This is a genomic window from Pseudomonas sp. PvP028, assembly GCF_017832255.1.
Taxonomy (GTDB): domain Bacteria; phylum Pseudomonadota; class Gammaproteobacteria; order Pseudomonadales; family Pseudomonadaceae; genus Aquipseudomonas; species Aquipseudomonas syringae.
On record NZ_JAFIBL010000001.1, the window covers coordinates 5,239,879 to 5,260,382 of the forward strand.

Consider the following 20,504-nt stretch of genomic DNA (forward strand, 5'->3'; position numbering starts at 1 on the left):
GGCTTACAGGCTGGTTTGGCAAGACGTTGTCAGCGGTTCAAGACCGCGCGCATTTTCAGTTCGCACTCGAACAGGAACTCGAACGCTTCGATCTGGCGCAAGGCATCGCTCATTTTTGCCCCCCAAGTGTAGAGACCATGACCGCGGATCAGGTAGCCGGCGCACTCGGGATGGGTGTCCAGCCAAGGCTGCACCTTTGCCGCGAGACGGGCAATGTCCTGATCGTTGTCGAAAATCGGCACCACGACCTGCGACTCATGAGTGACCACGCCGCTAAAGGCCTTTTGCAGCTCGTAATCCTCGAACACCAGATGATCGGCCGTGGTCAGCCTCGACAACACGGTCGCGTTCACCGAGTGGGTGTGCAGCACGGCACCGATCTGCGGCCTGCAGCTGTACAGCTGGGTATGCAGCAAGGTTTCGGCAGACGGCTTTTTACCCGGCTCCAGGCTATTGCCAGCCAGATCGGTGGCCAGCACATCGTCAGGGCCCAACTGGCCCTTGTGCTTGCCGGATACGGTCAACAGCGCCTCGCTGGCAGAAAGGCGTGCGGAATAATTGCTGCTAGTGGCAGGCGACCAGCCTCGGCCATACAGAAAACGCCCGGCTTCGATGATCTCCAGGCTCAATTGTTCGCGGCTCATACACCTTCCTCTTTCTTGGGTGTGACAATCATGACGGCAGCGGCAAACGCTGCAAGGCTGGCAATGGCAAAGGTCCAGGTCGGCCCCAGCGCGTTCCAGCTGTAACCGGAATACAGAGCGCCTAACGCCCCGCCGACCCCGGACAAGGCGGCATAAAGCGCTTGCCCTTGACCTTGTTGACGCGGACCGAAGCTACTTTGTACGAAATGAATGGCAGCGGCGTGAAAGCTGCCGAACGTGGCGGCGTGCATCACTTGGGCAATCAGCAGTGCGGTGAGGTGATCGGCAAACAGGCCCAGCAGCAGCCAGCGCAATGCGGCCAGCAGGAAGCTGGCGAACAGTACCTGGCGCACGGTAAAGCGCTGCAGAATCCGGCTCATGACCATGAACATCAGCACTTCAGCCACCACGCCGACCGCCCATAGCACGCCGATCAGGCCGCGGCTGTAACCGAGTTCTTCGAGGTGCAGGGTCAAGAAGGTGTAATACGGGCCATGGCTGAGCACCATCAGCGCGACACTGAGGTAGAACGCCCATACACCGGGGCGCGCCAGTTGCCTGAGAAAACCGCCCGCCCCGGCTTCGCGGCTCGACGGTGCGGGATGCGCATTCGGCACCCACCAGCTGCTGACAACGATACCGGACATGATCGCCAGCGCGATGTAGGGAAACAGGTCCAGGCTGAACCATTCGAATACCCGCCCCAGCACCACGACGGCCAGAATGAAACCGATCGAGCCCCACAGGCGGATCTGGCTGTAACGCGAGGTCTGGCCTTGCAGGTGTGCGAGGGTGATGACTTCGAACTGCGGCAGGACGGCGTGCCAGAAGAACGCATAGAGCGCCATGACCATCGCCAGCCAGGCATAGCTTTTTTCGACCAGGATCAGCGAAAACGCTAGCAACGTGCAGATGGCGCCAGACCGCACAATCGTCAGACGCCAACCGGTGTGATCACCCAGCCACCCCCAGAGATTGGGCGCGACGCAGCGCATCAGCATGGGAATGGCGACCAGCTCGCCGATCCGTGCGCTGGAAAAACCCAGATGATGCAGGTAAAGGGCCATGAAAGGCGCCGACAGGCCCAGCAAGGCGAAATAGCATACGTAGAACCCGGACAGCCGCCAGTAAGGCAGCTGTCCGCCGGCAGGTTGCGCCACGCTAGCAGTCCGCAACCGTGACGGCGTGCATTACACCTGCCCCAGCACAGGTGTGTTGACGCTGACGTTGGCGTTCTGACCGCGATGACGCAACAAGTGATCGAGCAGAACGATGGCCATCATGGCCTCGGCAATCGGCGTGGCACGGATACCGACACACGGGTCATGCCGCCCCTTGGTGATGACGTCGGCGGCGTTGCCATCGACATCGATCGAACGCCCTGGCGTGGTGATGCTTGAGGTCGGCTTGAGCGCCAGATGCGCGATGATCGGCTGGCCGGAGGAAATACCGCCGAGAATGCCGCCCGCGTGATTGGACAGGAAACCCTGTGGCGTCATCTCGTCGCGGTGCTCGGTGCCGCGCTGGGCAACGCAGTCGAAACCGGCACCGATTTCCACGCCCTTGACCGCGTTGATGCTCATCAGCGCATGGGCGAGTTCAGCGTCCAGACGATCGAAGATCGGCTCGCCGAGACCCGGCATCACGCCTTCTGCGACCACGGTGATTTTCGCACCGACCGAGTCCTGATCACGTCGCAGCTGGTCCATGTAGGCTTCCAGTTCCGGCACCTTGTCAGGGTCGGGGCAGAAAAACGCATTGTCCTCTACCGAATCCCAGGTCTTGAACGGGATCTGGATCGGGCCCAGCTGGCTCATGTAGCCGCGAATGACGATGCCCTGGCTTGCCAGGTACTTCTTGGCAATCGCGCCTGCAGCCACACGCATGGCGGTTTCCCTTGCCGAACTGCGTCCGCCACCGCGGTAGTCGCGGATGCCGTACTTGTGGTGATAGGTGTAATCGGCGTGGGCCGGGCGGAACAGGTCTTTGATCGCCGAATAGTCCTTGGATTTCTGATCGGTGTTGCGGATCAGCAGGCCGATGGACGCACCGGTTGTCTTGCCCTCGAAGACCCCCGAGAGAATCTCGACTTCATCGGCCTCCTGACGCTGCGTGGTGTGGCGGCTGGTGCCCGGCTTGCGCCGGTCGAGGTCGCGCTGCAGGTCTTGCAGGTCCAGTTCCAGCCCGGGCGGGCAGCCGTCGACGATAGCGACCAGCGCCGGGCCGTGGCTTTCGCCGGCGGTGGTGACAGTGAACAGCTTGCCGAAAGTGTTGCCGGACATGCGGGCGCTCCGAAAAATCAGCCAAAAAACCAGATCGTTAAACCAAGCGCGCCAGTATACGCAGGCTCGTGGTTCAGTTCATCCTCGAACCTTCTGTCACGGCGTGCGTCCAAGCGTGACCCCCCCAATGATGGCCTTGCGATGTTACCCGGTATTTCCCTGCTTCGAGTTCCCAATGCGCTGCGTCTGCTGGCCCTGCCGATAACCCTGATCCTGAGTCTGGCCGCCGCAACCGCCAGCGCTGCGGCGCCCAGCGCGGTGCAGCGACCGATAAGCGTGGACACCGAAAACGGCAAGCTGTACGGCACGCTGCTCATGCCGCGTTCCGACAAACCGGTGCCGGTGGTGCTGATCGTCGCCGGTTCCGGCCCCACTGACCGCGACGGCAACAACCCGGAAGGTGGCCGCAACGACAGCATGAAGCGCCTCGCGGTGATCCTGGCCAGCAACAATATCGCCAGCGTGCGCTACGACAAACGCGGCGTCGCGGCCAGCAAGGCGGTTACACCGGATGAACGCAACCTGAGCGTCGAGCGCTACGTGGCCGATGTGCAGCTCTGGGCCAGAGCGCTGAAAGCCAACCCGCGTCTGGGCCAGCTGATTCTGTTGGGCCACAGCGAAGGTGCGCTGGTGGCGACGCTGGCGGCTGAAAAGGTAGGTGCAGCGGCACTGATTTCCGTGGCCGGCACCGGACGACCGGTGGATCAGGTCCTGCGTGAACAGTTTCAGGAGCGCCTGCCACCGGACCTGCTGCAGCGCAGCGATCAGTTGCTCGACGAACTCAAGGCCGGCAAGACCGATGACAACGTGCCCGCCGAGCTGGAAGTGGTCTTCCGCCCCAGTGTCCAGCCTTACCTGATCTCGCTGTTCCGCCAGGACCCGGCGGCGGCTTTCGGTGCTTTGCACATTCCGGCGCTGATCGTTCAGGGTCGCAACGACATTCAGGTCGGTGTGGGTGACGCCCTGCTGCTGCAGAAAGCCAAACCGGATGCCCAACTGGCCCTGATCGACGGCATGAATCATGTACTGCGCATCGTCCCGGACGATTTGCAGCAGCAACTGCTCTCCTACCGCAATCCGACCCAACCGCTGGCCAGCGAAGTGACCGAGCGGATCCTGAGCTTCATCAAGGCGCTGCCCCACCCGGAAAAAAGATCTGACGCGCGCTAGTTAAAAGTCCTTCAGTCCTGGCGAATCTGGCCGATAGCAATGTGCTGGCCCTGTGTTCCGGCACCTTAGTGTTTCGGCACCTTTATGCCCCGGCAAACGTGCCCCGGGGCAAGGCCCAGGAAAGGACACCCTTATGACAGACGCAACTACCATGACTGAAACCCTCGCAGAACCGGCCAGCGCAGAAGTCGCAGTGCCGGTGCCCCCGCAGCCGTGGGAAGACGTTCTGCCCGAAAGCTTTCAAATGCTGCGTCTGTCGCCACTGCCCACCGACCGTGCTACCGGCGGCCGCCCTCTGCGCTTCGTACAGTTCGGCCGTGCCGAGCGGCACAGCAAGGCATTGAGCCTGCTGCGCATCACGGTGCAATTGCCAGGTCAGCGGGTCCGCAAGGAACAGAACCATCTGGATATCTGGGCCGACCACGAAAAACGCATGGTGCGCTTCGGTCCCGAGTCAGGCTTGCAGATCGAGCCGTGGAACCGCGGTATCGGACGCTTCATGATTGCTCATGCGGTGCATTGGGCGCAGAAAAGATGGTCTTCCTACAAGATTGAAGGCGTGGCGCTGGCCAGCAAGGACGGTCTGAACGAAGACACACGTCTGCGTCGCGATCACTTTCTGCGCACTCTGGGTTTTGAAGTGACGTATGCCGATGCCCAGCACATGAAAGGCGCGATCAAGGATGTACACGTCGGCAACCTGCACAGCACCTGGAACAACGACAAGGTGCAGATCATCGAGATTCTCGAAGCCTCGCAGATGCTAGAAAAGGCCGAGAAAAATCTGATCGAGCAAGAAGTGACGATTCGCCAGCATGAAGACCGGGTCAGCAAATACAAGCGTGAAGACAGCGGCCTGCGCTTCACGATTGCCTGTCTGGTGACCTTCGCGGTATTCCAGGCCGGCCTGCTGATCTGGATCGCGACTCACCGATAAAAGACGCGCCGATAAAGCCGATAAAAAAGGGAGGCTGATATCAGCCTCCCTTTTGTCTCAGCCGCTTATCGCGGCTCTTGACCTCAAACCTTCGACTGGAACAGCGCCTGATGGTCGCGGCACTGTTCTGCCGTGAGCATGAACACGCCATGCCCGCCCCGCTGGAAGTCCAGCCAGGCGAAATCGACCTCCGGGTACAGCGCTTGCACGTGCACCTGGCTATTGCCGACCTCGACGATCAACAGGCCCTTCTCGTTCAGATGATCGGCGGCCTGGGCGAGCATGCGGCGGACCAGGTTCAGACCATCGCTGCCACAGGCCAGCGCCAGCTCTGGCTCATGCTGATACTCGTCGGGCATGTCGGCAAAGTCTTCGGCGTCCACATAAGGCGGGTTGGACACGATCAGGTCAAAGCGCTGACCCGGCAGGCCATCGAATCCGTCACCCTGAACGGTGTAGACGCGATCCTCCATGCCGTGACGCTCGATGTTCTGATTGGCCACTTCCAGTGCGTCATAGGACAGGTCGGCCAGGGCCACCTCGGCATCGGGAAACACCTCGGCGCAGGCGATACCGATGCAACCGGAGCCTGTGCACAGATCGAGAATCCGCGCCGGCTCGTCGGCCAGCCAGGGGGCGAAACGCTCTTCGATCAGCTCGGCGATGGGCGAACGCGGGATCAACACGCGGTCATCGACAATGAACGACAGGCCACAGAACCAGGCCTCGCCCAGCAGATAGGGGGTTGGCACACGCTCGTCGATGCGCCGCTTGATCAAGCGTTGCAGGTCGGATATTTCATCGACTTCCAGACGGCAATCCAGGTAGCTGTCGGCAATTTCCCAAGGCAAGTGCAGCGCCCCCAGCACCAGTTGCCGCGCTTCATCCCAGGCATTGTCGGTGCCATGACCGAAAAATACGTCTTCCTCGTGAAAGCGGCTGACGGCCCAGCGTATATGGTCGCGCACGGTACGCAGACGGGAAGTGATCATGGACAAACTCCTTGAAAGGCAACGAACTGCTGTAAGACGAGCCCCGGTGAACAGTCTGGTTACGAACAACGTGCATTCTTCGTACCCGATAGGCGGGGAAGTTTCCATGATTCGTCTACCGCCATCAAGGCAAACCGCCAGCCACCCCCTCCTTCAACTGCCCTGCAGGCCATAAAAACCGTGGCCTGCGATGGTTGCCATTCCCAGAACGCTTCAGCCAGAGGACAATGTCGCAAAAGCCCCACACAAAGGAGCCCGTGAATGTCCGATTTAAAGACCATGTTTCAGCTCAGCGGCCGGGTGCATGCGCCCGCCCATCTGAGTAACGCGACGCTGATCATCATCGACGCGCAAAAAGAATACCTCCGCGGCCCGCTGGCCCTGACCGGCGTCAGGGAAGCGATGGCCAACATCGGCCGGCTGGTCGAGAAGGCTCGTGCGGTCAAGTGCCCGATCGTTCACATCCGCCATCTGGGCACCGTGGGCGGCCCGTTCGACCCACATGGCGAGCGCGGTGAACTAGTGCCGGAGCTGTTGCCGCAGGGCGATGAACACCTGGTCGAGAAACGCCTGCCCAATGCTTTCAATGGCACCGGACTGCATGAGCTGCTGCAGAGTCTCGGGCATCTGGACCTGATCGTCTGTGGCTTCATGAGTCATTCGAGTATCAGCACCACGGTTCGCGCCACCAAGGACTACGGTTATCGCTGCACCCTGGTCGACGATGCCTGCGCAACCCGTGACCTGCCGAGTCCGCACGGCGTGGTCAGCGCAGAGGTCGTGCACAGAACCGAGATGGCAATCATGGCCGACAACTTCGCCACCCTGGCGCTGACCAAAGACCTTGTTTGAAGCTGCACGGGTAAGGGAGCATGTGACACCGCTCACATAACCGCCCATCCTGTGCCGTTATGGATCGTCCCGGAGGCGGGAACCACCCCTCCTTCCCCGGGTCAGAGCGCCGATACTCCATTGAGCTGATACCTGTTGAGGAAAAGGCATGAAAACGTCAGATGGTTTCGATGCACGTCGCCTGCGCCCCAGGGGTCAGGGCAACTGGGGCAAACGCATCGGCACGCTGATCGCACTGCTCCTTGTGGTCGCGGGCCTGTTGCTGGCGGTTGCCGGTGCATCCAGCCTCACGGTTCATCCGCAGATGCTGGGCGAACTCAATGCCAGCCCGGGCGGCGCGGCGTTTGTCGCCATCGGCGGATTGCTCGTGCTGTACATCGGCGTCTGGCTGTGGCGCCGCTGCCGTCGTCAGCGCAGTGGCGGCGGCTTGAGTATCTCTTCGCATCTGATGAAAAAACACAACTGACCCCCTCGCCTGAGCGGTTAGAATGGCCTCCTTCGCGGAGGCCCCATGCAAGACGACGATTTTTCCCTGTTCAGAAGCGAGACGCGCGGCGTCAAGCCGCTCAAGCATGAACACGCCGATGTCGGCAAACCCAAGACTGATCGAAAAATGCTCGCCCGCCTGCGCCAGTCTGCAACTGTGCGCACCGACTCGGTGACCGTCGACGGCTTGTCGGATCAATTCGTGATCGATGTCGGCCCTGAAGATGTCCTGAGCTGGTCGCGTGACGGCGTGCAGGAAGGTCAGATGCGCAAGCTCAAACTCGGGCAGATCAGCTTCGAGGGCAGCCTGGACCTGCATGGCATGAGCGTGGAAGTAGCGCGTGAGACGCTGTGGGAATTTCTGGCTGAAGCGACCCGTCTGGAAATACGCTGCGTACGCGTCACTCATGGCAAGGCGGTACGCCTGGACGGCAAGCGACCCATGATCAAGAGCCACGTCAACACCTGGCTGCGTCAGCATTCGCAGGTGCTGGGCTTTTGCTCCTGCCTGGCCAAACACGGCGGTGCAGGTGCGGTGTACGTGATCCTCAGGCGCATCATGATGGAAGGGCGCGACGAGTAGAACCCGCCGCGCCCTTGCAGTCAGTCCGCCCCTCTACGCCGGGCAGCAAGCCGCCGCCCCGCTGGTGACTCAGCGACCCGGACCAGGACCGCCAGGGCCACCGCCTTCATGGTGTCCGCCACCGCCGCCGCCATGTCCACCCGGACCAGGCCAGAACGGCCAGCAACCGGAAACCGACGACAGTACAATCGCGAACAACGCTATTTTTGCTACTCGACTCAACATCCGGATTTACTCTCTAGACAGGCAATGGATTGATAACCTGCCTACTCAGACCGCAATGGACCCCGGAAGTGGGTAGCGATCTGGTCGCCAACGTGTAAGCGAGAGGATACAAAAGCTGTAAAAGCGGATTTTTCAGGGCAAACTAAACAACCGCCAGACACAAAAAAGCCATACGACTTTGGACCTGACTCAGACGACTCACTGCCCTGGCATAGCTATCGCAGGCGTTCAGAACCAGACCTTGAATGCAAGCCATGAAAAAACCAGAGCAAATACTGCACCGGATGCAGCAGACACCAGAACGTTTCGTGGTTCATGGGCAGGCATGTTGCGGACCTCGTTGCCCAACTGCTCGAGGTCTTCGCGCATCCGCTTTATGACTTGATCGTGACTCATACTCATCTTCTCTCGAAATGCCGATTCATGCGTTGCGTACACACTTTCGCTTGGTCCAGACTGAATCTCAAGCGCTGCAAGTCGCTGTCCGCTACTGGATACTGGCTGCCTGGAGCTTGTGGATGAAAGCGGCAGCAGTAACGATTACGGTGATCAACCCACCAGCCGCCACAAATGGATAAAAGCTCGTTTCGCGCTGGAGCTTATTGGTCTCCGCGATCATTTTTCGTGCCTCAGCCACAAACTTGTGAACCTCAGCCTGGAGTTTCTCAAGTTCCAGCTCGTCCTTTTGACTCGGCATCCAACCTCCTATCAGACTCTGGCCTGCATCTCACAAGCCGCCTTCATGAAGCAAGGATACGCTTCACATCTGCTTTGCAAACGCTTGAAAAAGCTACGGCATATGTCATTCCAGCGCTCCAATCAAGGCAACAGAAACGCATGTCGGAGAGCCCAAGCCAAAGCGCATGCTCCCTGCATTCGCTTTTCTGCGACACTGAAAAGCACCGGGCTATAGCGCAACGCCGGGCAAAGTCTAAAAACCGGCGCTGATTGCGAAAGCATTACGAGGCCACGGCAGTACAACTGCGAGCACACCTACGCTACCATGTGCCCAATCGCCGGGATAAACCCCGCATTCATCGCCAATCAACGAGATCCGCAGGTTACGTATGCGAAATCGCCCAACTCCACTGGAGCGGGATCGGCAAACGGGACACCAGCTCGATTGGTAAAAAATCGGTACAGCCCCAAACGTACCGCTCTGAAACCTATACGGAATCACCCTCTGTGACACTGGAACAGAATTACACCGCCATCCTCGGGCAACTGGGCGAGGACGTCTCGCGCGAAGGTCTGCTGGACACCCCCAAGCGCGCCGCCAAGGCCATGCAGTATCTGTGTCGCGGTTACACGCAGACCCTGGAAGAAGTGACCAACGGCGCACTGTTCAGCTCCGATGCCAGTGAAATGGTGATGGTCAAGGACATCGAACTGTACTCGCTGTGCGAGCACCACCTGCTGCCGTTCATTGGCAAGGCACATGTGGCCTACATCCCGCAGGGCAAGGTGCTTGGTTTGTCGAAAGTGGCGCGAATCGTCGACATGTATGCGCGCCGTCTGCAGATCCAGGAAAATCTCAGCCGCCAGATCGCCGAGGCTATCCAGCAGGTCACCGGCGCGCTGGGTGTAGCGGTGGTCATCGAAGCCAAGCACATGTGCATGATGATGCGTGGCGTGGAGAAGCAGAACTCGGCCATGATCACCTCGGTGATGCTGGGCGAGTTCCGTGAAAACGCGGCCACCCGCAGTGAGTTTCTCAGCCTGATCAAGTGATCGTTCAGCCTGCGTTCACCTGCCATGAGGCAAGCTGAACGCACGGCTGAGCACGCCACCGCCCGCAAGAGGTATGACCTTGTTCATGAAAGCGTTAAGAGTCGGCCTCGGCCAACTCGTCATCGGCATCGATTTCCTGACTCGCCCGAGCAGGAAAAAACGTGACCCGCAGGCCCAGGCGACTGTCGCTGAAGCGGCTCAGGACCTGACGCTGTATCAGTTCCATGCCTGCCCGTTCTGCGTGAAGACGCGTCGCGCCCTGCGCCGTCTCAATGTTCCGGTCGCGTTGCGCGATGCGAAAAACAACGAGCTCGATCGCCAGACCCTGCTCAACGAGGGCGGCAGGATCAAAGTGCCTTGCCTGCGCATCGAGGAAGGCGACAAAACCGTGTGGATGTATGAATCCAAGGTGATCATCGACTACCTGAACCAGCGCTTCGGAGCGATCTGACGCCTGTTTGCCCGGCGCCTCTCAGCGCGGGCAACCTTCCTCGCGACAGGCCACATAGGCTTGCAGTTGCTTGAGTCGTACGCGGGTCTGCTCGGCCAGGCATTGCGACTGCAGCAATGGCCAGATAGAGCCTGAGTCCTCGGGCTTGCCCGCCTGATACAGGCAATCGGCATCACGCAGGGCTATCCACTTTCGTTGTGCATCCTTGAGTGCCTGCTTCTTCGCCGGGGTCTTCAACCACGCCATTTGCGCGTTGTACTGCTTGTTTAGATCGGCATCAAGCGCTGCCTGTTCATTGGCAGCGCAACGGTTCATGCTGGCCTGATTGGCATCGCAGTCCTCGGCCTGGGCCGAGCAGCCGATCCCCAGCGCAATGAAAGCGCCCAGAAGTACGAGTGGAACGCGCATACATTTCCCTTTGTTCACATGACGGATGTGTCAGTCCAGCATACCGATATAACCCGGCTGCGCCTTGACCCGATCCAGCCAACGGCGGATCCCGGTATAGGGTGCCAGATCGAAACCGCCCTGATGCGCGACGTGGGTGTAGGCATACAAGGCAATGTCGGCGATGGAAAAATTCTCACCGACCAGAAACGGCGTACGGTCGAGCTGCTGCTCCATGACTGCCAGTGCGCGATAGCCGGCCTTCTGCATGGCGCGATACTCGGTCATGCGTTCGGCCGGCAGGCCCAGATAGAACTGGATGAAACGGGCCACCGCGACCGACGGCTCATGGCTGTATTGCTCGAAGAACTGCCACTGCAGCACCTGGGTACGCAGCCTCGGTTCGCTCGGCAGGTATGAAGAGCCATCAGCCAGAAAGTTGAGAATCGCGTTGGACTCCCACAGGCAAGTGCCGTCTTCCAGCTCCAGCACCGGAATCTTGCCGTTGGGGTTCTTTTCCAGAAACGCCGGGGTCTGGGTTTCGCCGTTGAGAATATCCACCGGCACCCACTCGTACTCGCTGCCCAGCAGGTTAAGCATCAGCTTGACCTTGTAGCAGTTGCCCGAGTTGTAATCGCCATAAACCTTGTACATCAGACTGCTCCCTTGCTGCGTCTATGTTGACGTCTTGAATCAGGCGGCCTGCAGAAGGTGCGCTGCGCGGACCACCGACGCCAGACGTTTTATACCCTCATCGAGCCGTGCAGGGTCGATATGGCTGAAATTGAGCCGCAAGTGACCGTGATTGGCGTCCGGATCGGCAAAGAAAGGTTCGCCCGGCATGAACGCCACATCGTGCGCCAGCGCCGTATCCAGCAAGGTGCGCGTGTCCAGCGGCTGCTTCAGCGTCAACCAGAAGAACAGTCCGCCTTGCGGGCTGTTCCAGGTGGCCAGGTCGGAAAAATGCGTTTGCAAGGCGCTCTCGAACGCATCACGACGGCCCCGGTAAAACTCGCACAGCGTCACCAGATGCTCACGATAGTGCTCAGTACCAATCCACTGCAAGGCCTGCCACTGGCCGAGGCGATTGGTATGCAGATCGGCCGACTGTTTCAGACGCAGCAAGTGCGGAAACAGATCGGGGCTGGCGATCAGATAGCCCACTCGCAGGCCCGGCAGCAGCGTCTTGGAAACCGTGCCGGTGTAAATCCAGCTGGCTGTCTTCAGACCGCTGACGATCGGCCTGGCACTGCCGCCATCAAAGCTCAATTCACGATACGGCTCGTCCTCGATCAACGTGACACCGAACTCGTCGAGCAACGCCGCAACGGCATCGCGACTGGCCTGGCTGTAGCGCACCGCCGAGGGGTTCTGGAACGTCGGAATGAGGTAGGCGAACGCTGGCGTGTGCTGCTCCAGACGCTGACGCATGGCAAGCAGGTCCGGGCCTTCGGCCTGCAGCGGCACGGTGATGCAGTCGGCGCCGAACAGCTGGAATATCTGCAACGCCGCCAGATAGGTGGGCGCTTCGAGGAGAATTTCGGTGCCTTTGTCGATGTACAGCTTGGCCGCCAGGTCCAGTGTCTGCTGAGAACCACTGACCACCATGACCTGACTGGCGTCGCAGTCGATACCCAGGGCACGGGCATCGGCGGCCAGCGCTTCACGCAGCGCAGGTTCGCCCTCGCTCATGCCGTACTGGCCCAGCGCAACAGGCATGTCGGCCCACTCTACTTTGGGCAGCATCGACTCGGCCGGCAGACCACCGGCGAACGACATCACTTCCGGACGCTGAGCGGCGGCGAGGATCTCGCGGATCAGAGAACTTTTCAGACGGGAAACGCGTTCGGAGAAAGCCATGGCAGTTACCTGTAGCCGAGACAATTGGAAATACGTCAAACTGGTTGACTCAAATTACGACGATCAACCCGGATACGTCAACATGCTTGACCTTAAAAAACCTGCCAATCAACAAATGGCCATGGAAGCCTTCTTCTTCGGCTATCAGGCATTCACTGCCAAGGCTGATGAAATGCTGGCCAGACGCGGCTTCAGTCGTGTGCACCAGCGCATCGTCTTTTTCATCGCCCGTTACCCCGGCCTGAGCGTCAAGGAGCTGCTCACCGTATTGGGCGTCAGCAAACAGGCCCTCAATGCCCCGCTGCGCCAGCTGATCGCCATGAATCTGGTGCACAGCGCGGCCCCCGAGAATGACAAGCGCAAACGACTGCTGGGCCTCACCGATGAAGGCGCCCTTTTTGAACAGGGCTTGCGCCGCGAACAGGTCAAACTGCTGCAGCGGGTGTTCGCCGAAGCGGGTCAGGATGCCGTGGATGGCTGGCTGACGGTCAATCGGGCGCTGGGGCAGACCCTGCAATCCGGCGCCTGCCCGACCGGGGCTGACGCCGAGTAAACGCCACGTCTGCAACTGTGCTGGCGTTTACTTGTGTCGCTGTATTGCAAGGCCGAGCGGCCATGCGTTTAGGCTTGGCGCCCTTTGCTACCTGCCCGTTTCAAGGAACGCCCTGCATGAACCAATCCCTCAAGGTGCCATTGCGCCCGCTGACAGACTCATCGCCATCGGCGGTGGTTGCCGGTTTCATCGCCATGATGACCGGCTGCACCAGTTCGCTGGTGCTGATGTTCCAGGCGGGCCAGGCGGCAGGGCTGAGCAGCGTGCAGATTTCATCCTGGCTGTGGGCGCTGTTCATGGGCATGGCGGTGTGCAGCATCGGCCTCTCGCTGCGCTACCGCATGCCGATTACCGTGGCGTGGTCGACACCCGGCGCCGCCCTGCTGATCACCAGCCTGGGCGGCGTCGGCTACCCGCAGGCCATTGGCGCGTTCATCACCAGCGCGCTGCTGGTGACTCTGTGCGGGGTGACCGGCAGTTTCGAGCGCATCGTGCGGCGCCTGCCAGCCTCGCTGGCCGCGGCCTTGCTGGCAGGAATTCTGTTCCGGATCGGCAGTGAGATTTTTATTGCCGCACAGCACCACACCCGCCTGGTGCTGGGTATGTTTTTCACTTACCTGCTGGTCAAGCGCCTGTCGCCACGCTATTCGGTGCTGCTCGCGCTGCTGGTCGGTATCGGCCTCTCAGGCCTGCTGGGCTTGCTGAACTTTGGTGGCCTGGCGCTGGAAGTCGCCATGCCGGTCTGGACCACTCCAGAGTTTTCATGGGCGGCGACGGTCAGCATTGGCATCCCGCTGTTCGTGGTGGCCATGACCTCGCAGAACATGCCCGGTGTGGCCGTGTTGCGAGCCGACGGCTACTTCCCGCCGACCTCACCACTGATATCGGTGACAGGCTTTGCCTCACTGCTCACGGCACCGTTTGGCTGCCACGGGATCAATCTGGCGGCGATCAGTGCCGCCATCTGTACCAGCCCTCATGCCCATGAGGACAAATCCAAACGCTATACAGCGGCGATCTGGTGCGGGATTTTCTATGCAATAGCCGGCATTTTCGGTGCCACCCTGGCGGGTCTGTTCAGTGCGTTCCCCAAGGAACTGATGCTCTCGATTGCTGCGCTGGCGCTGCTCGGATCGATCACCAATGGCCTGACCGTTGCGATGGCCGAACCGAGGGAACGCGAGCCCGCCTTGATCACCTTCATGGTCACCGCTTCGGGACTGACGCTGTTCTCCATAGGCTCGGCGTTCTGGGGCATCGTCGCGGGCTTGCTGACCTTACTGATCCTGAACACACGCAAAACCGACTAGGCCAACCACCAGCAGCGTGGCAGAGACATCAGCTACGCGCGGCAGCCACTACCAACAGGGTTCCGGCGTCGGCATCAAGTATCGCCTGAGTGCCCAGTGGCACTGCCTGATTGAGATCTCCATGGCCTACCGGCAGACCGCCGAGCACCGGGATGCCAAGACTGCCCAGCCGCTCCAGCAGCACATCGGCGGGGCTGATGGTGCGGCCAGTGTTGGCGGCAGGCGTAAATTCGCCGACGGCAACGCCCGCCAGAGACGCAAGAATCCCGCAGTTGCCCAGATGGGTGAGCATGCGGTCGACCCGGTAGGCGGGTTCGTTGACCTCTTCGATGAGCAGGATCGCACCGCTCAGGTCAGGCATGAACGGCGTACCCACAGAGGTATCGAGGATGCACAGGTTGCCGCCCAACAGCAGGCCCTGTGCGCTACCACCAGTTCTGACCCTGACGGTTGGCGAGGCCGGATCAGCCTTGAGCAACACCGGCTCGCTACTCATCAGCACATGGCGCATACCACTGACGAACAGGCCGCCTCGTTCCAGCTGCGAAGCGACCGGCCCATGAATGGTCGCCAGGCGCGCGTGGTTCCACAGCGCACCGTGCAACGCGGTGATGTCGGAAAAGCCGGTCACCAGCTTGGGGTCGCGACGCACCGCGTCCATATCCACCTGCTGAACGATCCGTTGTACGCCATAACCCCCGCGAGTGCAGATGACCGCGCGGATTTCCGGATCAGCCAGCGCGGCGTTGAGGTCGGCGAGCCGCTCTTCATCGGTCCCCGAATAGAACGAGTAGCTGCCCAGCGCATGCGGATAGACCCGTGGACGCAGCCCCCACCCTTCGAGTACCGCCACCGCCGCCTGGATCTTGCCGGGGTCCACAGGCCCTGCCGGAGACACCAGTGCCACGGCGTCGCCAGCTCGCAGAGCACGGGGGTGGAGAGTGTTTGAAGAGGTGGCAGGCATCACGGTCGTCCAAGCGTTGATCGAACAAGGAATCTAGAGCACTGAGGGGGGGCGACTCAAGCCATATCCGTCATCAGCATGTTTCATCCGCAGATCCGTCTGAACGCCAGCGGCGCAACGGACTCCTATCAACCACATGGATCAAACGGCATTCGCTGGGTGATCGCTTCTTGCCCGAATGGCGCGATGAGCGTTTGAATCCATTCTTGAACCCTTTTCAGGAGACCCTCCATGACCGATCTTTCCAACCGCCAGTTCCTGCTCGCCAAGCGCCCTTCGGGCGATGCGCGCCGTGATGACTTCACCTATCAGGAAGCCGCGGTCAGCGCACTTGCCGACGGGCAGATTCTGGTCAGGAACAAATACCTGTCACTGGACCCGGCAATGCGTGGCTGGATGAATGACGGCAAATCCTACATTCCAGCCGTGAAGCTGGGCGAAGTGATGCGCGCCCTCGGCGTGGGTGAAGTACTTGAATCGAAAAACCCCAAGTTCGCCGTAGGTGATCACGTCCAGGGCGCCTTGGGCGTGCAGGACTACTTTGCCGGTGAGCCGAAGGGCTTCTACAAGGTAGATACCAGCCTTGCGCCCCTGCCGCTTTATCTATCGGCATTGGGCATGACCGGCATGACCGCCTACCTGGCGCTGCTGGACGTCGGTCAACCGAAAAGCGGTGACACCGTGGTGATTTCCGGTGCGGCAGGTGCTGTCGGCAGCGTGGCCGGGCAGATCGCCAAGCTCAAGGGCTGCCGGGTCGTCGGCATCGCGGGAGGCACGGCAAAATGTCGTCTGCTGACCGAGGAGCTAGGCTTTGACGCAGCCATCGACTACAAATCCGAAGACGTCATGGACGGTCTGAAACGCCACTGCCCGGATGGCGTGAATGTGTACTTCGACAACGTCGGTGGCGATATTCTCGACGCAGCACTCAGCCAGCTGGCGGTCGGCGCGCGCGTCGTGATCTGTGGTGCCATCAGTCAGTACAACAGCACCAAGGCAATCAAAGGCCCGGCCAACTACATGTCGTTGCTGGTCAATCGCGCCCGCATGGAAGGCTTCATCGTACTGGACCACCCGGAGCGCTTTGCAGAAGCGGGTCAGGTCATGGCCGGCTGGATCAAGGAAGGCAAGCTCAAGAGCAAGGAGCACATCGTGGACGGTCTCGAGACGTTCCCGGAAACCTTCCAGATGCTGTTCAGCGGTGAGAATCAGGGCAAGCTGATCTTGAAAGTGGAATAAACCCGCAGGCTTTTCGCAGCGTCACAGCCCTTCTCCGCTATGCGGGTAAAGCGCCGTGACGCTACGCATCCATCTACTCAAGCCAGCTCGGCAACCACCGCCGCCAGAGCTTTAGCCGGGTCAGCCGCCTGGCTGATCGGGCGACCGATGACAAGGTAGTCAGAGCCTGCATCCAGTGCCTGACGAGGGGTCAGGATACGACGCTGATCGTCCTGCGCACTGCCCGCCGGACGAATGCCAGGCGTCACCAGCTGCAACGACGGGTGAGCGGCTTTCAAGGCCTGCGCTTCCAGCGCCGAGCAGACCAGACCATCCATCCCGGCCCTCTCGGCCAGAGCAGCGAGGCGCAGCACCTGCACCTGCGGGTCGATGTCCAGACCAATACCGGCCAGGTCTTCACGTTCCATGCTGGTCAGAACGGTCACACCGATCAGCAACGGCTGTGGACCGGTGCGCTGCTCAAGCACTTCCCGACAGGCCGCCATCATGCGCAAGCCACCCGAGCAGTGCACATTGACCATCCACACGCCCATCTCGGCCGCCGCCTTGACTGCCATTGCCGTGGTGTTGGGGATGTCGTGGAATTTGAGATCCAGAAACACTTCGAAGCCCCTGTCGCGCAAGGTCTCGACGATGTCGGCCGCGCAACTGGTGAACAGTTCCTTGCCGACTTTGACCCTGCACAGCTTGGGATCGAGCTGATCAGCCAAGCGCAAGGCGGCTTCGCGGGTCGGAAAATCCAGGGCGACGATGACAGGAGTCTGGCAGGCGGACATGAGCGTGGTCTCAGGTAAGTCGAAATCGGCGCGCATTGTAGCCGAACCGGCGCACAGGCGGGACCCATAGGTCGGCATTTGTCCAATGGCGGTCTTAAAAGGTCACGATTTCCTGCACCTGCAGCGACCGTCATTGCACTAGCCTGCACCGAATCTGCACAACAAGGTGAATCAGTTCACCCAAACGTTCCACAAACGACCTGTTTTGAAGCAACACGACGTTGAACAGTGCACTGGCACGGCCTCTGCAACAGGATGTTTCAACGATTATCGAATCCCAGGGAGAAAACAATGAGCACACAACTCAAGCCGACGCTCGGCACGATTCATTTATGGGGGATCGCGGTAGGGCTGGTGATTTCCGGCGAATACTTTGGCTGGAGCTACGGCTGGGGCGTCGCGGGTACGTTGGGCTTTTTGGTAACAGCCCTGATGGTTGCCACCATGTACACCTGTTTCATCTTCAGTTTTACCGAACTCACCACAGCCATCCCGCACGCCGGCGGTCCGTTCGCCTACAGCCGTCGCGCCTTTGGCGAAAAAGGCGGACTGATCGCCGGCATGGCCACCCTGATCGAATTCGTCTTTGCGCCACCGGCCATTGCCATGGCGATCGGTGCGTACCTTAACGTGCAATACCCGGGTCTTGACCCCAAGCATGCGGCAGTCGGCGCCTACATCGTATTCATGGCGCTCAACATCGTGGGCGTGAAGCTCGCGGCAACCTTCGAGCTGGTGGTGTGCATTCTGGCTGTGGCCGAGTTGCTGGTGTTCATGGGCGTCGTCGCACCTGCGTTCAGCTTCAGCAACTTCGCCCTGAACGGCTGGGCCGGTTCACAGACTTTCGGACCCGAAGCCATTGCCGGCATGTTCGCTGCCATCCCCTTCGCCATCTGGTTCTTCCTGGCCATCGAAGGCGCTGCGATGGCCGCCGAAGAAGCCAAGGACCCGAAACGCACCATTCCGAAGGCCTACATCAGTGGCATTCTGACCTTGGTCATTCTGGCTATCGGCGTCATGCTGTTTGCCGGTGGCGTGGGCGACTGGCGCACCCTGGCCAACATCAACGATCCGCTGCCGCAGGCCATGAAAGCCGTGGTCGGTGACAGCTCCGGCTGGCTGCACATGCTGGTGTGGATCGGCCTGTTCGGTCTGGTCGCCAGCTTCCACGGGATCATCATGGGTTACTCGCGCCAGTTCTTCGCCCTCGCCCGCGCTGGCTACCTGCCCGCCTCGCTGGCCAGACTCTCGCGCTTCCAGACACCACACCGGGCAATCATCGCCGGCGGCCTGATCGGCATCGCCGCGATCTACAGCGACGGGCTGATCAACCTGAGCGGCATGACACTGACCGCTGCAATGATCACCATGGCCGTGTTCGGCGCCATCGTCATGTACATCATGAGCATGCTCAGCCTGTTCAAACTGCGCAAGACCGAGCCTGACCTGGAACGCACGTTCCGCGCCCCCGGTTATCCGGTAGTGCCCGGCATCGCGCTGGCGCTGGCCGTCGTGTGCCTGGTGGCAATGGCCTGGTTCAACGCACTGATCGGTCTGATTTTCCTAGGCCTGATGGCCATCGGCTTCATCTATTTCAGCCTGACTGCCAAATCGCGCGCCGACGCGCCGACCGACGCGATGCTGACCGGGAAGTAGTTGGCAGAATCTTAGGGTTGCGGGCGAATGCTTTCGTACGCACCCGCTTCAGGGCGCATACACTTGAACCATTGGGCAGCTTTGCTGCTCCAACCGGTATCACAACAAGGAGAGCGCTATGCCCTGGTATGCCTGGTTAATTCTGCTCGTAGCCATTGGCTCGGTCGTCGGCGGTCTGATGATGCTGCGCGACACAGCCAAGAAACTGCCCCTCACTGAAGAACAGCTCAAGCGCGTCCATGAGCGCAACGCAGAAATGGATGCCAAGGACGCCAACGACCGTTGAGTGCCTCTGGGTGGCAGGCGCAACACCTGCCCCCCTGCTATTTACCGGGCATCTCGGCATTGACCGCAAGCACCTTGATGTGAAGCGGCTCGAAAATCTTCGCCAACTGCCCATCTGCACGCAACCGCTCCAGTAGCTGTTTGAAGTGCGCCACATCGATGCTGCCATTCGGACGCAACAACGCATATTGACGGTAGGTCTGATCGATACGGTCGGACACCATCAGCTGCGCCGCTTCATCCTTGTTATGCGCCATGAAATCAATCAGGTACGAACGGGTAACAGGTGCAATATCGGCGCGGCCGCGCACCACCATCAGCAAGTTACTGTCGTGGGAGTACGTGGAGGTAATACTGAAGTGCTCGCTCAGGTATTTCTGATCGGTGTTGAAGTTGGCAAATCCATAATGATAGCCACTGAACAATGCCAGACGCTTGTCAGCAAAGGTGTCGAAGTAATCCTGCCCGCGTCCTTCCACCCGGCGCGCCACATAGACCTCGGCATCCTCGAGCCCCATATCGATCTGTTCGTGGGGAATGTCCTTCCAGCCCCAGTCGGGGTTTTCGAAAACTGCAAGATCGAAACGCCCTTCCGTGAAATCACGAAAACGCCGAGGCACCGATGTCGGAATCATCACGAATTCATATTCGTCCTGCTCGCCATTCAGGGCATCGACCAGCTTGGGTAAAAGGCCAGCGTCCTCACCTTTTTCAGGGCGCACCATGTAAGGGGGGAAATGCACTGCGGCCACCCGCACGATCTGCGCGGCAAAGACCTGCGGCGCTGCCATCAACGGAATGAAGAGCATAACGCCGGTCACAAGCTTGCGCGCCACACCGTCAATTAACACTGCAAGTCTTTTCATAAAACACGACATCAATCAAAGCCGTCCAAACTATGCGGTTTCCGTGATTTAAACAACTGTCAAATCGACGGCGTCAGCGCTCTGCGGTGCGCTTGCAGTATTCATCCAGGCACGTGACAGCCGCCTGCGAGGCACCAATGCAATCACCTGTGGTCACTGTAGAGGCCGTTGTAACAACAAGCATGCCGATGCAAAGCCCAGAGTGTGCGCAACGGGTTAATCTGGCTACGCTGAAGCCATTGACTATCGTAAGGA

Annotated in this window: 24 protein-coding genes; 12 read left to right on the forward strand and 12 right to left on the reverse strand. The window is 60.1% G+C overall.

Annotated elements, in window-relative coordinates; translation table 11 throughout:
- Nucleotides 1–29 precede the first annotated feature (29 nt).
- Genes JOE34_RS22365 through aroC form a run of 3 tightly spaced genes read right to left on the reverse strand, consistent with a single transcriptional unit; the run spans nucleotide 30 to nucleotide 2,926 of the window.
- Nucleotides 30–644, reverse strand: coding sequence for a methylthioribulose 1-phosphate dehydratase (locus tag JOE34_RS22365; RefSeq protein ID WP_003396398.1), 615 nt, complete (start codon nucleotides 642–644; stop codon nucleotides 30–32).
- Nucleotides 641–1,804 (reverse strand): MFS transporter, encoded by a 1,164-nt coding sequence (locus JOE34_RS22370; RefSeq protein ID WP_010425964.1) that lies wholly within the window; start codon nucleotides 1,802–1,804, stop codon nucleotides 641–643. The genes JOE34_RS22365 and JOE34_RS22370 overlap by 4 nt, the downstream gene beginning before the upstream one ends.
- 30 nt (nucleotides 1,805–1,834) lie before the next feature.
- Nucleotides 1,835–2,926, reverse strand: a complete 1,092-nt coding sequence (aroC, locus tag JOE34_RS22375) for a chorismate synthase (RefSeq protein ID WP_024665199.1) — start codon at nucleotides 2,924–2,926, stop codon at nucleotides 1,835–1,837.
- 141 nt (nucleotides 2,927–3,067) lie between these two features.
- On the opposite strand from aroC, the gene JOE34_RS22380 reads away from it, so the two are divergent.
- Complete coding sequence (locus JOE34_RS22380) at nucleotides 3,068–4,096, forward strand: alpha/beta hydrolase (protein ID WP_058446969.1); 1,029 nt, start codon at nucleotides 3,068–3,070, stop codon at nucleotides 4,094–4,096.
- A gap of 133 nt (nucleotides 4,097–4,229) precedes the next feature.
- Complete coding sequence (locus JOE34_RS22385; protein WP_003315140.1) at nucleotides 4,230–5,033, forward strand: hypothetical protein; 804 nt, start codon at nucleotides 4,230–4,232, stop codon at nucleotides 5,031–5,033.
- Between the two features lie 83 nt (nucleotides 5,034–5,116).
- Here the strand turns inward: JOE34_RS22385 and prmB are convergent, their stop codons facing one another.
- Complete coding sequence (gene prmB / locus JOE34_RS22390; RefSeq protein ID WP_003315141.1) at nucleotides 5,117–6,025, reverse strand: 50S ribosomal protein L3 N(5)-glutamine methyltransferase; 909 nt, start codon at nucleotides 6,023–6,025, stop codon at nucleotides 5,117–5,119.
- 261 nt (nucleotides 6,026–6,286) lie between these two features.
- Between prmB and JOE34_RS22395 the strand changes: the two genes are divergently transcribed.
- The 3 genes from JOE34_RS22395 (at nucleotide 6,287) to JOE34_RS22405 (ending at nucleotide 7,946) form a co-directional block, all read left to right on the forward strand.
- Nucleotides 6,287–6,877 (forward strand): cysteine hydrolase family protein, encoded by a 591-nt coding sequence (locus JOE34_RS22395; protein WP_003315142.1) that lies wholly within the window; start codon nucleotides 6,287–6,289, stop codon nucleotides 6,875–6,877.
- A gap of 148 nt (nucleotides 6,878–7,025) precedes the next feature.
- Nucleotides 7,026–7,343, forward strand: a complete 318-nt coding sequence (locus JOE34_RS22400) for a hypothetical protein (RefSeq protein WP_003396385.1) — start codon at nucleotides 7,026–7,028, stop codon at nucleotides 7,341–7,343.
- A gap of 45 nt (nucleotides 7,344–7,388) precedes the next feature.
- Nucleotides 7,389–7,946: a Smr/MutS family protein gene (locus JOE34_RS22405; RefSeq protein WP_003315144.1), complete on the forward strand. Its 558-nt coding sequence runs from the start codon at nucleotides 7,389–7,391 to the stop codon at nucleotides 7,944–7,946.
- A 453-nt stretch (nucleotides 7,947–8,399) separates the two neighbouring features.
- Here the strand turns inward: JOE34_RS22405 and JOE34_RS22410 are convergent, their stop codons facing one another.
- The gene (locus JOE34_RS22410) at nucleotides 8,400–8,567 is read right to left on the reverse strand and encodes a hypothetical protein (protein ID WP_003405800.1); all 168 of its coding nucleotides are present in this window, start codon (nucleotides 8,565–8,567) and stop codon (nucleotides 8,400–8,402) included.
- A gap of 91 nt (nucleotides 8,568–8,658) precedes the next feature.
- A complete protein-coding gene (locus JOE34_RS22415) occupies nucleotides 8,659–8,868 on the reverse strand; it encodes a hypothetical protein (protein WP_003343114.1) in 210 nt (69 codons plus the stop codon).
- A gap of 488 nt (nucleotides 8,869–9,356) precedes the next feature.
- Between JOE34_RS22415 and folE the strand changes: the two genes are divergently transcribed.
- Complete coding sequence (gene folE, locus JOE34_RS22420; protein WP_003343112.1) at nucleotides 9,357–9,902, forward strand: GTP cyclohydrolase I FolE; 546 nt, start codon at nucleotides 9,357–9,359, stop codon at nucleotides 9,900–9,902.
- A 73-nt stretch (nucleotides 9,903–9,975) separates the two neighbouring features.
- Nucleotides 9,976–10,353, forward strand: coding sequence for a glutathione S-transferase N-terminal domain-containing protein (locus tag JOE34_RS22425; protein WP_024663027.1), 378 nt, complete (start codon nucleotides 9,976–9,978; stop codon nucleotides 10,351–10,353).
- Nucleotides 10,354–10,374: 21 nt separating this feature from the next.
- On the opposite strand, the gene JOE34_RS22430 is transcribed toward JOE34_RS22425, so the two are convergent.
- The 3 genes from JOE34_RS22430 to JOE34_RS22440 are packed head-to-tail and all read right to left on the reverse strand — an operon-like array spanning nucleotide 10,375 to nucleotide 12,600.
- Entirely contained in the window at nucleotides 10,375–10,761 is a 387-nt protein-coding gene (locus tag JOE34_RS22430; protein WP_004418434.1) for a lysozyme inhibitor LprI family protein, read from the reverse strand.
- Between the two features lie 30 nt (nucleotides 10,762–10,791).
- Complete coding sequence (locus tag JOE34_RS22435) at nucleotides 10,792–11,394, reverse strand: glutathione S-transferase family protein (protein WP_003343108.1); 603 nt, start codon at nucleotides 11,392–11,394, stop codon at nucleotides 10,792–10,794.
- Between the two features lie 39 nt (nucleotides 11,395–11,433).
- Nucleotides 11,434–12,600: a PLP-dependent aminotransferase family protein gene (locus JOE34_RS22440; protein ID WP_209996683.1), complete on the reverse strand. Its 1,167-nt coding sequence runs from the start codon at nucleotides 12,598–12,600 to the stop codon at nucleotides 11,434–11,436.
- 82 nt (nucleotides 12,601–12,682) lie between these two features.
- Between JOE34_RS22440 and JOE34_RS22445 the strand changes: the two genes are divergently transcribed.
- Both JOE34_RS22445 and JOE34_RS22450 read left to right on the forward strand, forming a co-directional pair.
- Nucleotides 12,683–13,153, forward strand: a complete 471-nt coding sequence (locus JOE34_RS22445; protein WP_003423460.1) for a MarR family transcriptional regulator — start codon at nucleotides 12,683–12,685, stop codon at nucleotides 13,151–13,153.
- A gap of 116 nt (nucleotides 13,154–13,269) precedes the next feature.
- Nucleotides 13,270–14,463 carry a benzoate/H(+) symporter BenE family transporter gene (locus tag JOE34_RS22450; protein ID WP_017278056.1) on the forward strand — a complete coding sequence of 398 codons (1,194 nt, stop codon included), beginning with the start codon at nucleotides 13,270–13,272 and terminating at the stop codon, nucleotides 14,461–14,463.
- Between the two features lie 28 nt (nucleotides 14,464–14,491).
- Here JOE34_RS22450 and JOE34_RS22455 read toward each other — a convergent pair whose 3' ends face one another.
- Nucleotides 14,492–15,427, reverse strand: a complete 936-nt coding sequence (locus tag JOE34_RS22455; protein ID WP_209996685.1) for an LD-carboxypeptidase — start codon at nucleotides 15,425–15,427, stop codon at nucleotides 14,492–14,494.
- Between the two features lie 231 nt (nucleotides 15,428–15,658).
- Here JOE34_RS22455 and JOE34_RS22460 point away from each other — a divergent pair, with 231 nt between their 5' ends.
- On the forward strand, nucleotides 15,659–16,666 hold the full coding sequence (locus JOE34_RS22460) for an NADP-dependent oxidoreductase (RefSeq protein WP_003315157.1): 1,008 nt from the start codon (nucleotides 15,659–15,661) through the stop codon (nucleotides 16,664–16,666).
- 77 nt (nucleotides 16,667–16,743) lie between these two features.
- On the opposite strand, the gene pyrF is transcribed toward JOE34_RS22460, so the two are convergent.
- Entirely contained in the window at nucleotides 16,744–17,442 is a 699-nt protein-coding gene (pyrF, locus tag JOE34_RS22465) for an orotidine-5'-phosphate decarboxylase (RefSeq protein WP_003423454.1), read from the reverse strand.
- 291 nt (nucleotides 17,443–17,733) lie between these two features.
- Between pyrF and eat the strand changes: the two genes are divergently transcribed.
- Together eat and JOE34_RS22475 are read left to right on the forward strand one after the other, a co-directional pair.
- Nucleotides 17,734–19,098 carry an ethanolamine permease gene (gene eat, locus JOE34_RS22470; protein WP_003423452.1) on the forward strand — a complete coding sequence of 455 codons (1,365 nt, stop codon included), beginning with the start codon at nucleotides 17,734–17,736 and terminating at the stop codon, nucleotides 19,096–19,098.
- 118 nt (nucleotides 19,099–19,216) lie between these two features.
- Nucleotides 19,217–19,384: a DUF2897 family protein gene (locus tag JOE34_RS22475; protein ID WP_003315162.1), complete on the forward strand. Its 168-nt coding sequence runs from the start codon at nucleotides 19,217–19,219 to the stop codon at nucleotides 19,382–19,384.
- Between the two features lie 37 nt (nucleotides 19,385–19,421).
- Here the strand turns inward: JOE34_RS22475 and JOE34_RS22480 are convergent, their stop codons facing one another.
- Nucleotides 19,422–20,261, reverse strand: coding sequence for a transporter substrate-binding domain-containing protein (locus JOE34_RS22480; RefSeq protein WP_004418445.1), 840 nt, complete (start codon nucleotides 20,259–20,261; stop codon nucleotides 19,422–19,424).
- Between the last annotated feature and the right edge of the window lie 243 nt (nucleotides 20,262–20,504).

Excerpts from the sequence above, each read along its gene's own strand:
- JOE34_RS22365 (WP_003396398.1), bottom strand. The coding sequence starts at position 644 with ATGAGCCGCGAACAATTGAGCCTGGAGATCATCGAAGCCGGGCGTTTT.
- aroC (WP_024665199.1), bottom strand. The coding sequence starts at position 2,926 with ATGTCCGGCAACACTTTCGGCAAGCTGTTCACTGTCACCACCGCCGGC.
- JOE34_RS22380 (WP_058446969.1), top strand. The coding sequence starts at position 3,068 with ATGTTACCCGGTATTTCCCTGCTTCGAGTTCCCAATGCGCTGCGTCTG.
- JOE34_RS22385 (WP_003315140.1), top strand. The coding sequence starts at position 4,230 with ATGACAGACGCAACTACCATGACTGAAACCCTCGCAGAACCGGCCAGC.
- prmB (WP_003315141.1), bottom strand. The coding sequence starts at position 6,025 with ATGATCACTTCCCGTCTGCGTACCGTGCGCGACCATATACGCTGGGCC.
- JOE34_RS22395 (WP_003315142.1), top strand. The coding sequence starts at position 6,287 with ATGTCCGATTTAAAGACCATGTTTCAGCTCAGCGGCCGGGTGCATGCG.
- JOE34_RS22400 (WP_003396385.1), top strand. The coding sequence starts at position 7,026 with ATGAAAACGTCAGATGGTTTCGATGCACGTCGCCTGCGCCCCAGGGGT.
- JOE34_RS22405 (WP_003315144.1), top strand. The coding sequence starts at position 7,389 with ATGCAAGACGACGATTTTTCCCTGTTCAGAAGCGAGACGCGCGGCGTC.
- JOE34_RS22410 (WP_003405800.1), bottom strand. The coding sequence starts at position 8,567 with ATGAGTCACGATCAAGTCATAAAGCGGATGCGCGAAGACCTCGAGCAG.
- JOE34_RS22415 (WP_003343114.1), bottom strand. The coding sequence starts at position 8,868 with ATGCCGAGTCAAAAGGACGAGCTGGAACTTGAGAAACTCCAGGCTGAG.
- JOE34_RS22425 (WP_024663027.1), top strand. The coding sequence starts at position 9,976 with ATGACCTTGTTCATGAAAGCGTTAAGAGTCGGCCTCGGCCAACTCGTC.
- JOE34_RS22430 (WP_004418434.1), bottom strand. The coding sequence starts at position 10,761 with ATGCGCGTTCCACTCGTACTTCTGGGCGCTTTCATTGCGCTGGGGATC.
- JOE34_RS22435 (WP_003343108.1), bottom strand. The coding sequence starts at position 11,394 with ATGTACAAGGTTTATGGCGATTACAACTCGGGCAACTGCTACAAGGTC.
- JOE34_RS22440 (WP_209996683.1), bottom strand. The coding sequence starts at position 12,600 with ATGGCTTTCTCCGAACGCGTTTCCCGTCTGAAAAGTTCTCTGATCCGC.
- JOE34_RS22445 (WP_003423460.1), top strand. The coding sequence starts at position 12,683 with ATGCTTGACCTTAAAAAACCTGCCAATCAACAAATGGCCATGGAAGCC.
- JOE34_RS22450 (WP_017278056.1), top strand. The coding sequence starts at position 13,270 with ATGAACCAATCCCTCAAGGTGCCATTGCGCCCGCTGACAGACTCATCG.
- JOE34_RS22455 (WP_209996685.1), bottom strand. The coding sequence starts at position 15,427 with ATGCCTGCCACCTCTTCAAACACTCTCCACCCCCGTGCTCTGCGAGCT.
- JOE34_RS22460 (WP_003315157.1), top strand. The coding sequence starts at position 15,659 with ATGACCGATCTTTCCAACCGCCAGTTCCTGCTCGCCAAGCGCCCTTCG.
- pyrF (WP_003423454.1), bottom strand. The coding sequence starts at position 17,442 with ATGTCCGCCTGCCAGACTCCTGTCATCGTCGCCCTGGATTTTCCGACC.
- eat (WP_003423452.1), top strand. The coding sequence starts at position 17,734 with ATGAGCACACAACTCAAGCCGACGCTCGGCACGATTCATTTATGGGGG.
- JOE34_RS22475 (WP_003315162.1), top strand. The coding sequence starts at position 19,217 with ATGCCCTGGTATGCCTGGTTAATTCTGCTCGTAGCCATTGGCTCGGTC.
- JOE34_RS22480 (WP_004418445.1), bottom strand. The coding sequence starts at position 20,261 with ATGTCGTGTTTTATGAAAAGACTTGCAGTGTTAATTGACGGTGTGGCG.